The sequence below is a fragment of the Xenorhabdus indica genome (assembly GCF_014467235.1).
Classification (GTDB): Bacteria; Pseudomonadota; Gammaproteobacteria; order Enterobacterales; family Enterobacteriaceae; genus Xenorhabdus; species Xenorhabdus indica.
Genome location: NZ_NKHP01000005.1, coordinates 11947 through 24712, shown reverse-complemented (window position 1 = coordinate 24712; position 12766 = coordinate 11947). Strand labels below are relative to the sequence as shown.

Sequence of the window (12766 nt, the reverse complement as noted above, 5' to 3'; positions counted from 1 at the left end):
TAACTCCTACTGCGCCTGAATCCGCAATTCTGCGGAGGATCGGCTGCGGTGCCCCAGCAGTGCACTGACATCACTGGACTTAGGTTTAACCAGAGCGAATTTATTGACCCATTGTGACCAGTTTTCCAGAATACTTTCACCGTGCTGTGAGCCGGTCAGGCGAACATGTTCGGTGATTAATCCGCGTAGGTGTTCTTTATGAATGGAGAGGGTATCAATTGAGAGGACTTCGACTAATTCAGAGTTAACCCGTTTGCGGAAATCATCCGATTCATCGAGAACATACGCGAATCCTCCTGTCATGCCTGCACCAAAGTTGACTCCTGTGTTACCCAGAACACAGACTATTCCACCAGTCATATATTCACAGCCATTATCTCCGATACCCTCAACCACGGTGATGGCACCTGAATTTCTTACTGCAAACCGTTCACCTGCACATCCGGCGGCAAATAATTTTCCGCCAGTTGCACCATAAAGGCAGGTATTGCCAATAATCGTTGCTTCGTGACTTTTGAATGCAGAGCCTACCGGAGGCAAAATAACAATCTGTCCACCTGCCATGCCCTTGCCGACGTAATCATTGGCATCACCGGTTAATGTCAATTCAACTCCGCCTGCGTTCCAGACCCCAAAACTTTGTCCGGCTGTTCCTGTAAAATGTAATTTTATTGGGTTACCCGCCAGCCCCTGATCACCATGTATTGCAGCAATTGCGCCAGACAGTGATGCCCCGACAGAGCGGTCAGTATTCTGGATATCAAAATAGAATTTTTTACTCTGCGCCTTTTTTACAAAAGACAGGGCCTGATTGATAATAGCTTTATTGAGCACGCCCTGATCAAAGGAAGGGTTATCTTCAGTGCAATACTGGGCTTTGCCTTCATGGGGCTGTGCTGTTTCCAGTAAAGGTTCAAGATTGAGTTTGCTTTGTTTGGAAGAGATACCTTCCAGTATTTCAAGCAAATCTGTGCGGCCAATCAAATCTGTTAATTTGCGCATTCCCAGTTGAGCCAGAATTTCACGCGTTTCCTGTGCGATAAAGCGGAAATAATGAATTACTCGTTCAGGCAGCCCGTGATAATGAGACTGACGCAATTTCTCATCTTGTGTTGCTACTCCGGTTGCACAGTTATTGAGATGACAAATTCTCAGGTACTTACAGCCGAGCGCAACCATTGGTCCCGTACCAAAACCAAAACTTTCTGCACCTAAAATAGCGGCTTTGATAATGTCCACACCTGTTTTTAACCCGCCGTCAACCTGAAGACGAATTTTATGGCGTAGGCCATTAGCGACCAGCGCTTGCTGAGTTTCTACTAAGCCCAGTTCCCACGGACAACCGGCATATTTCACAGAAGACAGAGGGCTTGCCCCTGTTCCTCCGTCATAGCCTGCGATGGTAATTAAATCGGCATAGGCTTTTGCTACTCCGGTAGCGATGGTTCCTACACCCGGCTCTGAAACCAATTTCACAGAAATCAGGGCATTGGGATTGACCTGTTTCAGATCAAAAATTAATTGGGCCAAATCTTCGATAGAATAAATATCGTGATGCGGTGGTGGCGAAATCAATGTCACACCGGGAATCGAATAACGTAGTCTGGCGATGTAAGGTGTTACCTTATCTCCCGGTAATTGTCCGCCTTCACCGGGTTTTGCTCCCTGGGCAACTTTAATTTGAATGACATCGGCACTGCTTAAATAAGCGGGAGTGACACCAAAACGCCCAGAGGCAACTTGCTTAATCCGGGAAACTTTTTTCGTACCATAGCGAGCAGGATCTTCTCCACCTTCGCCGGAATTGGAGAAACCACCCAGTGTATTCATTGCTTCAGCCAGTGCTTCATGTGCTTCAGGGCTTAGCGCACCAATTGACATCGCTGCGGTATCAAAACGTTTGAACAGTGCTTCGGCGGGTTCGACTTCTTCAATGGGAATCGGATCTCCTTTTGGCGCGATTGCCAGCAGATCGCGTAATGTTGTGATAGGGCGGCCGTTGACCAATTGTGAGTACTTCTGGTAATCACTGTACTTGCCGCTATGAACGGCTGCTTGTAATGTACTCACGACATCAGGGTTATAAGCGTGATATTCCCCATTGTGGACATATTTCAGTAATCCACCTTGATCGATCGTATGACGGTGCAGCCACGCCCGTCTGGAAAGGTTACGCAAATCTTGTTCAAAATCGTTGAAATCAGCCCCTTCAATCCGGCTGACAACCCCATTGAAGCAGAGATCTGTTATTTCAGAATGTAAGCCGACGGCCTCAAACAACTTAGAACAGCGATAGGACGAAATCGTGGAGATGCCCATTTTGGACATAATCTTATATAACCCTTTATTGATACCATTGCGATAATTCAGCATCACACGGGCATATGGGGTATTGATTGTGCCATCATCGACCATTTTGCCCAATGATTCATACGCCAAATAAGGGTAAACAGCGGTAGCACCAAAGCCAAGCAATACCGCAAAATGGTGTGGATCGCGGGCACTGGCAGTTTCGACTATCAGGTTGGCATCACAACGCAAACTTTTTTCCACTAAACAGTGCTGGATGGCACCAACTGCCATTGGGGCAGGGATCGGTAATCTTTCTGGAGAAATATTACGGTCGGATAAGACCAGCAATACTGCACCATTACGGACACGTTTTTCTGCTTGTTCGCACAGGGTTGAAACTGCGGTCTTGAGATTAGTTTCTTGTGGGTTAAACGTTAAGTCCAATGTTTCTGCGCGATAATAAGAGCTTTGCTGTGTTGTCAGTTGCACAAAATCAGGATAGAGCAGTACCGGGGATGCGAAACTCAGGCGGTGGGCCTGTCCTTCAGCTTCACAAAAGACATTCATCTCCCGGCCTATGCGGGTGGACAGCGACATAACATGTGCTTCACGCAGCGGATCGATGGGAGGATTGGTCACTTGAGCAAATTGCTGGCGGAAATAGTCATAGATTATGCGTGGGCGGCTGGAAAGTACGGCAAATGGTGTATCATCCCCCATTGAACCTGTTGCTTCCTGGCCATTCTCGCCGAGTACGCGGATGATTTGATCCAGTTCTTCATTACTGTAGGCAAACTGTTTGTGATAGGTTGCCAACATGCGATCATCCAAATCCCGGGTGCCAACTTGTTCTTCTGGTAATTTCTCGAAAGGAATCAGGTGCCTGACATTCTTTTCCAGCCACTCTTTATAAGGATGGCGGCTTTTCAAATCGTTATCGGTTTCGGCAGAATGAAGAATTCGGCCTTTCCGGGTATCGATTACCATTAATTCACCTGGACCGATACGTCCTTTTTCTACGACTTCATCGGGTTGGTACTCCCAGATCCCGACTTCTGAAGCACAGGTGATCAGTTTATCCTTCGTAATGACATAACGTGCCGGCCGTAAACCGTTGCGGTCGAGATTACAGGCTGCATAGCGCCCATCAGAAATAACGATACCCGCCGGACCATCCCACGGCTCCATATGCATGGAATTAAAATCGAAGAAAGCCCGCAGATCGTCATCCATATCCGGGTTATTCTGCCATGCAGGAGGAACCAGTAAGCGCATTGCGCGGATCAAATCCATACCGCCGTTGAGAAATAGTTCCAGCATATTATCCAGTGAACTGGAGTCTGACCCCGTTTCGTTGACAAAAGGAGCCGCAGTGTGTAAGTCAGGGATCAAAGGCGTGCGGAATTTATAGGCTCTCGCTTTGGCCCATTCGCGATTTCCGGTGATTGTGTTGATTTCACCATTATGAGCCAGATAACGAAACGGCTGTGCTAATGGCCAGCGAGGGACGGTATTCGTTGAAAACCGCTGATGGAACAGGCAGATCGCTGACTCCATGCGTAAATCTGCCAAATCCGAGTAGAAGCGAGGCAGATCAGCCGCCATACATAGCCCTTTGTAAATCGTGACCAGATTGGAGAGGCTGCAAATATAAAAATCGTCATCGGTAATACGTTTCTCTATACGGCGACGGGCAATGAATAGACGACGTTCTAAATCCTGTGATCGCCATCCGGCAGGGGCATTAACAAAAATTTGTTCAATGCGGGGAAGGCTTGACAGTGCGATGTTGCCTAAGATATCGCGATTTATAGGGACTTCTCGCCATCCGGCAATGGACAGCGTTTCATTTTCTAATTCTTGTTCGATAATATCGCGGCATGATTGGGCTATCTGGCTATCCTGGCTCAAAAACAACATACCGACAGCGTAGTTTTTTGCCAGTCGCCATGATTGTTCATTGGCAATCATCTGGAAAAACCGGTCAGGTTTTTGCATTAATAAGCCGCAGCCGTCACCTGTTTTTCCATCTGCCAGAATTGCTCCCCGATGTTGCATCCTGGCAAGTGCATGTATTGCTGTGCGCACAACCTTGTGGCTTGGTTCTCCTTCAATATGTGCGATTAATCCGAAGCCACAGTTATCTTTTTCCTGTAATTTGTCATACAACATGGTAAAGCTCCCAAGTTCTGTCCGACTCTTACATCACTCACGAGATGATATAGATTATTATTGCTACAGGCGTCTGAATTGCGCCCTCAGTCAAATACCATTTGTTAGGTTTTATCGGTAATAACTATTTGTCAGTCATAACCGTTAATAAAAACAGCAGAGCGAAATGATATTGTGTTTTTGTATAAGGTCACTGCATAAATATGAGTTGGAGAAATAACCAACCGGTAATTTTCAGTGAATTCCCAACTTAGCGAGAAAAATAAAACAGGTCAAATAATGCCAGATCATGTTTTATGTCATTGAAAAATACATATCATTTTGAATTAAAATAAAAATATGGTTATTGCCTTATTATGTGACTCAGATCATGACTTAGAGATGATGTGAGTTATATCACTAATTTATCCATAGTATGTATTTTAAATATGCTTATAAAATGACTTTTTTTAGAATATTAATCTTTATTTATGAATTTTATTGGCATGTTATTGTGTATTTTGTGTTCGTTAAGAGTAAATGATTGATTGATTTTTATTCTTTTATAAGTAACTAAAATCGGGTTTGATTTAATATTCTGTTTTTTTGATTTTTTATTCTTTTAAGGGGATTAAGAGCAATATCCCTTAACGAAGTTGGGCTTTATTTAAGTTATGATTCAATCTGGTGATTTTACTTGGAGTTGTTATGAAGCTGATCAGGGGGCTTGCCCAATATTACGTTGATTTAATGATGAAACTGGGATTAGTACGCTTTTCGTTACTACTGGCATCTGTTCTGGTGATTTTGGCAATGGCGATGCAAATGGCAGTGACATTTGTCTTGCATGGGGAAGTACAACGTATCGATTTAATCCGTTCCATCTTTTTTGGTTTATTAATTACGCCGTGGGCGGTTTATTTTCTCTCTATTGTCGTGGAGCAACTTGAAGAGTCCCGTCAACGCTTATCCAGTTTGGTGGCAAAACTGGAGGAAATGCGTCAACGTGATGCAATATTGAATCAGCAGCTAAAAGACAATATTACTCAATTAAATCAAGAAATCAGCGAAAGGGAAAAAGCAGAACAAGCGCATTTGGTATTGCTGGACAAATTGAAATTAGAAATGGAGTACCGTGAAAAAACACAGATTGAACTTGAACAGCAATCGGTTCTGTTGCGTTCATTCCTTGATGCTTCACCTGATCTAGTTTATTACCGCAATGAAGATAATGAGTTTTCTGGCTGTAATCGAGCGATGGAACTGCTGACAGGCAAAAGCGAAAAACAACTGATTGGTCTGACACCGATAGACGTTTACGACAAGGAAATTGCCAGCAAGGTGATGGAAACGGATGAAAAAGTTTTTCGTCATAACGTCTCGCTGACTTATGAACAATGGTTGGTTTATCCCGATGGACGCAAGGCCTGTTTTGAGCTGAGAAAAGTTCCTTTTTATGATCGTATCGGTAGACGTCATGGTCTGATGGGATTTGGACGCGATATAACGGAGCGTAAACGTTATCAGGACGCGTTAGAGAACGCCAGCAGGGATAAGACTACCTTTATTTCTACGATTAGCCATGAGCTTCGTACGCCTTTAAATGGCATTGTCGGCTTAAGCCGTATCCTGATGGATACGAATCTGACATCTGAACAATGCAACTATCTGAAAACAATTCACGTCAGTGCGATAACTTTGGGTAATATCTTTAATGATATTATTGAGTTAGATAAAATTGAGCGCCGTAAGATCCAACTTGACACTCAGCCGATTGATTTTACTGGTTTTATGGCTGATTTGGAGAATTTATCTGGATTGTTGGCACAACCGAAAGGAATTCGGTTTGTTTTAGAACCAGAATTGCCATTACCCACTAAGGTATTGGCTGATGGTACTCGCTTGCGCCAAATTCTGTGGAATTTAATTGGCAATGCTGTGAAATTTACTCAGAAAGGTGAAATCAGAGTGCGTATCTGGTGTGAAAAAGAAGATCGCCTGCTGTTTGAAGTCACTGATTCCGGTATTGGTATTCCCTCTGATGAGCTAGAAAAAATCTTCGCCATGTATTATCAGGTGAGAGACAGTGCTGGCGGCCGTCCGGCCACGGGGACAGGGATCGGTCTTGCTGTATCCAAACGGCTTGCACAAGCTATGGACGGTGATATTACGGTTAAGAGTACAGTAGGTGAGGGATCTTGTTTTACCTTGTCTGTGATTGCCCCTGCGATTGATGAAAATGCTGTAGGAGAGGAAGAAGAAGATTCACTGCCGTTACCCGCGCTGAATATCCTGTTGGTTGAGGATATTGAGCTGAATGTCATTGTTGCCCGTTCTGTCCTGGAGAAACTCGGTAATAGTGTAGATGTCGCCATGAATGGCCGTGATGCTCTGGAAATGTTTGATCCCGATGAGTATGACTTGGTGCTGCTTGATATCCAATTACCGGATATGACTGGATGGGATATTGCTCGTGAATTGCATAAACGTTACCAGAATCACACTCTCCCTCCTCTGATCGCTCTGACTGCCAATGTTTTGAAAGATAAAAAAGAATATCTTGAGGCAGGCATGGATGAAGTTCTCAATAAACCTCTTTCTGTTAAAGAACTGACTGCCGTAATGGACAAATTCTGGGGTAAACCGGCTGAATCTGAACCGTTGTTACCGGAGACAATGACCTTGAAAAAGGGTGAAGAATTCATTGATGAACTACTTGATTTAGAAATGCTCAATCAGTATATCGACTTGGTCGGTCCGAAGATGATAGCTGATAATTTGACCATCTTTGAAAATATGATGCCGAACTACCTTGCCTTACTGGAATCGAATATGACAGCAAAGGATCAAAAAGGAATTACGGAAGAGGCTCATAAAATCAAGGGTGCTGTCGGTTCTGTCGGATTACGTCATTTACAACAATTAGCACAGCAGATCCAGTCACCAGATTTACCAGCGTGGTGGGATAACGTGCAGGAGTGGGTAGATGAGCTGAGTCAGGAATGGAAACATGATACAGAAACATTGAGAAACTGGCTGGCGGACGCTACAAAAAAATAACCCCAACCGAAGTTGGGGTGCGCGAATACTGCGCCAACACCAGGGAAACTTGTTTGCCCGCTTATCTAAGATTTATTTTAGGCGCGAGCAATTAAAGAATTCTTCCACACAGAATACAAGTACCAACATAGCAAAGATAAGATTTTTTGTTACAAGATTCATTAAAATCTGTGATGAAGATTGGTGTTTAACCCTCTAAGGGGTTAAGCATTAATCTACTACAAATGGAGAGAAATATGAAATCTGTTGCAGTTATATTAAGTGGATGTGGGGTCTATGACGGTAGTGAAATCCACGAATCCGTTTTAACTATGCTCTCTTTGAGCCGTTTGGGCGCTGAAGTGACTTTTTTTTCGCCTGATGAATCACAACATCATGTAATTAATCATCTTAATGGAGAAGAAAAACAAGAAATCCGTCACATAATGGAAGAATCAGCCCGTATAACAAGAGGTAATATTCAGCCATTATCTGAAGTTGATGTTAATACTTTGGATGCATTGATTGTTCCCGGCGGTTTTGGTGTGGCTAAAAATTTATGTAATTTCGCATTTAAAGGATCTGACTGTGAAATAAATAAAGAATTTTTAAGAATTGTGCAAAATATGCACCAAAAAGGTAAGCCAATGGGTTTTATGTGTATTGCCCCCGTTATGGTTCCCAAAATATTAGATAAACCGATAAAAGTCACTATAGGTAATGATCCCGAAACGGTAGCACAGATAGAAAAAATGGGAGGGATTCATATAGCGTGTCCGGTTGATGACATTGTTGTTGATTTTGAAAATAAAATTGTCACAACGCCAGCTTATATGCTTGCTCAATCTTTATCTGAGGCTGAAATTGGGATAGACAAATTGGTCAGAAAAATATTGGAAATGATTGAGTAATAGGATGAGAAATCCTTTTTCAATATTATGGCACTGGTTGAAAAAAATTGTGGGCATGATCACTCTTTTGTGGTTTGTTGCTGTAATCACATTTTCATTTCTGCCGGTGCCGTTTTCTATGGTGATGCTGGAAAAACAAATCAGTGCGTTAGTGTCAATTAATTTATCTTATGTTTCTCGCTCAACTTGGGTAGATCAAGATCAAATTTCACCTTATATGGCATTAGCCGTGATTGCTGCCGAGGATCAACGGTTTCCGGAACACTGGGGATTTGATTTTCCAGCGATAGTAATGGCTGTGGAACATAACAAAAAGTATCGGAAGCGAATCCGTGGTGCTTCCACCATAACTCAGCAAACAGCTAAAAACCTCTTTCTGTGGGAAGGGCGTAGTTGGGTGAGAAAAGGGCTGGAGACGGGAATGACGGTTGTTCTGGAGCTACTGTGGACGAAGAAACGTATTTTAACAGTCTATCTCAATATTGCTGAATTTGGTGATGGTATTTTTGGTGTGGAAGAAGCTGCTCAACACTATTTCAGCAAACCAGCCAGTCGATTGACAGCCTCCGAAGCCGCTCTTTTGGCGGCAGTGTTACCTAATCCTCTCCGCTATAGGGTTGATATGCCTTCTACTTATGTCTTGCAACGTCAGCGATGGATTTTACGGCAAATGCAGTTATTAGGGGGACAGAATTACCTAAGATCAAATAAATTGAGCAAATAATTTGAAATGCAGTGCTCAGGAAGCAGTAGAAAAACCCAAACAAAGCAGCTCTTTTTGTGCCGCTTTGTTTGGAATAGTTTGTTTGACAGAGCTTGTTGGAAAAAATTAACTGTGATGTTTTACTGTTGATACCGTGAGTTGTATCGTGCTAATCGCTATTTTTAATATCGAAATCTAATCAAGATAAATGAACGCGGTGGTTACACGTTTAACCCCGTCAGTTTCACTGGCAATCTTCGCAGCATCAGCCCCTTCCTGCCTGGTAACAATGCCGAATAAAAAGACCTCGCCATTTTCAGTCACAATTTTAATATTTGATGACTTCACCGCATCACTGGCCAGAATTTTCGAACGTACTTTCGTTGTCAACCAGGTATCTAAAGATGCAGTACTGAGTGTAACAGGATTGCCTTGTCTGATTTCGTTATAAACTACACTAACCCCTTCAACTTTTGATGCTATCTGCTTGGCCCGATCCGCTAGCTGCATATCTGGACTCTGGCCGGTTAATAGCACCTTACCCTCATAAACGGTCGTAACGATACGAGTCCGGGACTTAATTTGTGGGTCTTTGCTGATGTCATTACTGATACGAGCTTCTAAAGTGGTATCGTCAACTTGTTGCCCGACTGTACGGGGATCGGTGCCTGCTTTGGTTGCAATAGCAGCAGAGCCAACGATGGCAGCACCAATACATCCTTGTAATAACATTGCACTACAAAATACCAATAATAGAGAAAATAACCGCATTATTTGGCTCCTTAGTCATCCTGATGAGGGAATAACGTATTATCGATTAAGTCACACAGACAGTTAATTGTCAGCATGTGCACTTCCTGAATTCTGACACTGTGATGGGAAGGGATGCGGATTTCTACATCTTGTGGCCCCAACAACCCTGCCAGTTCACCGCCATCAAAACCCGTCAATGCAACAATAGTCATATCACGGGTAACAGCGGCTTCTACTGCTTTGATAATCGCCCGGCTGTTTCCATGTGTAGAGATAGCCAGCAGAACATCTCCGGTCTGCCCCAGTGCTCTGACTTGTTTAGCGTAGATTTCTTCTGGCTGTTTACTGCCAGCAATAGCAGTAATTACCACATTATCAGCATTCAGCGACAACGCTGGCAGACTTGGTCGCTCTGTCTCAAATCGGTTTATCATACTGGCTGCAAAACGTTGTGCTGTTGCGGCTGAGCCGCCATTACCACAGCACAGGATCTTGTTGCCATTCAGCAGTGACTGAACCATCATCATTGCGGCGCGGGATATCGCGTCGGGTAATGCTTCTGCTGCTGCGATTTGTGTTTGAATACTTTCGGTAAAGCAGACTTTAATTCTATCCAGCACGTTATGACCTATATATTTCTATTTTATTGATCGAGTAAATTCAGAACCTATCAGATAGGTTTTCATTTAAATTAAAAGCATCTTTCAGCCATTCAAATTTTTGACCGGTAATTGCACAGACATCAAAGCGGCAAGCCGCAGTCTCAAAACATTCATCACGCTGGTAAAGCCAGAACGAGGCGGTGCGCAATATCTTTCTGCGCTTGCTTCGGGTAATTGTAGCAACGGCATCGCCGTATTGTGCATTTTGGCGGAAACGAACTTCGACAAAGACCCATGTTTGTTTATCACGCATGATCAGATCAATTTCCCCGCCACGAATTTTCACATTCTCTGCGACAAAGACAAGACCTTGTTGCTGCAAAAACTGTTTAACTTGCTGTTCATAATGGCATCCCTGCGCATAGCGATTATTTTGGTTTTTTTTCATCCTGAAATTACCCGTTAAAAGGAAAAAATAATTTATTGTACCGGCTGTATAGCAATATTTTTGTTTATATTCTGAACAGAAGTATTGTCAATGGCAGAAATACTGTCTGAGGTACTGTTAATCGTGCTGTCAGTCGTGTCAGCGGGGTTATTTTCCGTCAGACGGCTTTCAACCTTAATACGTCCATTATTAAATTGCATCCACGGTAGCTGACGGGATATTGTACAACCCTCGGTGATGGAAAGCTCTCCGGATGCCCCATTCATATTGAACCCGATACCTTGTTGTAACTGAGTAAAATGATTGGCTAATGACCAGGCATCAATTCCCATCGCGTAAAGGCGCATAAGAGAATAATCATTACCAAATTTACTTGCAGCCTGTTTCATCAGGGGAATATTCGTTCCTGTTAATAATGGAACATCGCTGAATTGCATACCATCCATTTCCAGGCGAAAATCTGGCCCGGCATCTGCTTTATTGCTACGTGAATTGGCATAAAGCGCGGGTTTTTCACGAGAACTGATTGCCATATCAATCATTGGCTTGATCAGCGCTAATTCATCCGTTGTCGCAACGATGTAAACCGCATCAATTTGCTCACGTGAAGTGCTGGTAACAGCAACGGATAAGTTCTTATTAGCTTGTGGTTCGTCAATATCAGGAGTGGAAGTATTGACGGAAGAAGGACTGACAGCAATTGGTGTGCCGGATAAACGAATCCCAACACCACGGTTCATGGATTGTCTCATCTCTGTTGTTGTTCCGAAGGATTGTTGTAAGGCGTCGGAACCGCCTAATTTCTGCCATTCGGCTGCAAAGGCTTTTGCCACTCGATCACCCAATACCGTACGCGGTACTAACACTAGTGGATTATGTTTCTGTTGATGCCAGATATGCAGGGCGGCACTTTTAGCCTCATCTTCCGGTGACAGGGAGAAATAACAGATATTAGAATGAGCTTGCAATATGTCTGGTTTATTAAGCGCCAGAATATCTAATGATGTATTGAGCTGTGCCAATTGCTCAACCTGAGGTTTCAGCAATGGCCCGACTACCAGAGTAACCCCATCCTGTTCAGCTTGTGCCAACAGATTAGCCAGAGGCTGGCTGCTGGTATCATAGATTTTCACAGGATGATCATTGACAGGAACCGGGCTGATCGTAAATTGTGCTGCTGTACTGGTATTAACGGAACTAATATTGGCAGAATCAGTTGCATTCACAGGTAGTTCGGGTTGTGGTAAGCCTTTTTGTGCATCAAGGAAGCCTTGGCGGATCGCCTCACCAAACGCTTTTGCCTGACCACTCAGAGGCAGAAACAGCCCTATGCTGGCCTGACGATCTGTGGGGATAAACAGCATTTGTTGCAGGGCAGCAGGTAAACTCCGAGCAGCGGGGTTATCCGGATAGCGAATTTGCCAGTCACGAATAGCAGAACGTAGTTTATCCTGATCCTGCTTATTGGTTTGATAAGCATTGAGCAGATCTAACCATCCTTGAAGCGTATATTCATTGGCATTAATTACCAGTTCGCTCAGTTGTTGTGAAGTCAGATGCGTCAATACCTGCCATGTATCATCAATGTTTTTCTGATGTGCAGCTTCATTTACTGCATGTGGTTCCAGTGCAATATAAGCACGGATGACATCCAGAGAAGGCTGGTTATCAGCAGCATCAATAATCGCTTGATAGTGGTTAATCTCTGCGCTGATCTTGTCTTTTGGCTCAGAAGGTGGTTGCCCTTGCGGTTTAGGCATGGTACACCCTGCAATAATCATAGTCGTCAGCAGTGCTGAGCAGACTAAACCAGTTTTGAAACGCACAAAAATTGAGGGAAGCATACTGTATCCAGTGATGTTTTTTT

At 43.6% G+C, this 12766-nt stretch carries 8 protein-coding genes; 3 read left to right on the top strand and 5 right to left on the bottom strand.

The features are described from left to right. Positions 1–6: 6 nt before the first annotated feature. A complete protein-coding gene (gene gltB, locus Xind_RS05450; RefSeq protein WP_187649629.1) occupies positions 7–4464 on the bottom strand; it encodes a glutamate synthase large subunit in 4458 nt (1485 codons plus the stop codon). Positions 4465–5151: 687 nt separating this feature from the next. Here gltB and arcB point away from each other — a divergent pair. From arcB to mtgA, 3 genes are all read left to right on the top strand, one after another. Beyond that, positions 5152–7503: an aerobic respiration two-component sensor histidine kinase ArcB gene (gene arcB, locus Xind_RS05445; RefSeq protein ID WP_187649628.1), complete on the top strand. Its 2352-nt coding sequence runs from the start codon at positions 5152–5154 to the stop codon at positions 7501–7503. 236 nt (positions 7504–7739) lie between these two features. Beyond that, a complete protein-coding gene (gene elbB, locus Xind_RS05440; protein ID WP_047684196.1) occupies positions 7740–8393 on the top strand; it encodes an isoprenoid biosynthesis glyoxalase ElbB in 654 nt (217 codons plus the stop codon). Between the two features lie 4 nt (positions 8394–8397). Further along, positions 8398–9117, top strand: coding sequence for a monofunctional biosynthetic peptidoglycan transglycosylase (gene mtgA / locus Xind_RS05435; RefSeq protein ID WP_047684194.1), 720 nt, complete (start codon positions 8398–8400; stop codon positions 9115–9117). Between the two features lie 174 nt (positions 9118–9291). On the opposite strand, the gene dolP is transcribed toward mtgA, so the two are convergent. The 4 genes from dolP to Xind_RS05415 are packed head-to-tail and all read right to left on the bottom strand — an operon-like array spanning position 9292 to position 12743. Then, a complete protein-coding gene (dolP, locus tag Xind_RS05430; RefSeq protein WP_047684191.1) occupies positions 9292–9867 on the bottom strand; it encodes a division/outer membrane stress-associated lipid-binding lipoprotein in 576 nt (191 codons plus the stop codon). An 11-nt stretch (positions 9868–9878) separates the two neighbouring features. Further along, positions 9879–10469: a DnaA initiator-associating protein DiaA gene (gene diaA, locus Xind_RS05425; protein WP_047684188.1), complete on the bottom strand. Its 591-nt coding sequence runs from the start codon at positions 10467–10469 to the stop codon at positions 9879–9881. Positions 10470–10509: 40 nt separating this feature from the next. Continuing rightward, positions 10510–10899, bottom strand: coding sequence for a YraN family protein (locus Xind_RS05420; protein WP_187649627.1), 390 nt, complete (start codon positions 10897–10899; stop codon positions 10510–10512). Positions 10900–10931: 32 nt separating this feature from the next. Further along, positions 10932–12743, bottom strand: coding sequence for a penicillin-binding protein activator (locus tag Xind_RS05415; RefSeq protein ID WP_187649626.1), 1812 nt, complete (start codon positions 12741–12743; stop codon positions 10932–10934). Positions 12744–12766 lie beyond the last annotated feature (23 nt).

Excerpts from the sequence above, each read along its gene's own strand:
- gltB (WP_187649629.1), bottom strand. The coding sequence starts at position 4,464 with ATGTTGTATGACAAATTACAGGAAAAAGATAACTGTGGCTTCGGATTA.
- arcB (WP_187649628.1), top strand. The coding sequence starts at position 5,152 with ATGAAGCTGATCAGGGGGCTTGCCCAATATTACGTTGATTTAATGATG.
- elbB (WP_047684196.1), top strand. The coding sequence starts at position 7,740 with ATGAAATCTGTTGCAGTTATATTAAGTGGATGTGGGGTCTATGACGGT.
- mtgA (WP_047684194.1), top strand. The coding sequence starts at position 8,398 with ATGAGAAATCCTTTTTCAATATTATGGCACTGGTTGAAAAAAATTGTG.
- dolP (WP_047684191.1), bottom strand. The coding sequence starts at position 9,867 with ATGCGGTTATTTTCTCTATTATTGGTATTTTGTAGTGCAATGTTATTA.
- Xind_RS05420 (WP_187649627.1), bottom strand. The coding sequence starts at position 10,899 with ATGAAAAAAAACCAAAATAATCGCTATGCGCAGGGATGCCATTATGAA.
- Xind_RS05415 (WP_187649626.1), bottom strand. The coding sequence starts at position 12,743 with ATGCTTCCCTCAATTTTTGTGCGTTTCAAAACTGGTTTAGTCTGCTCA.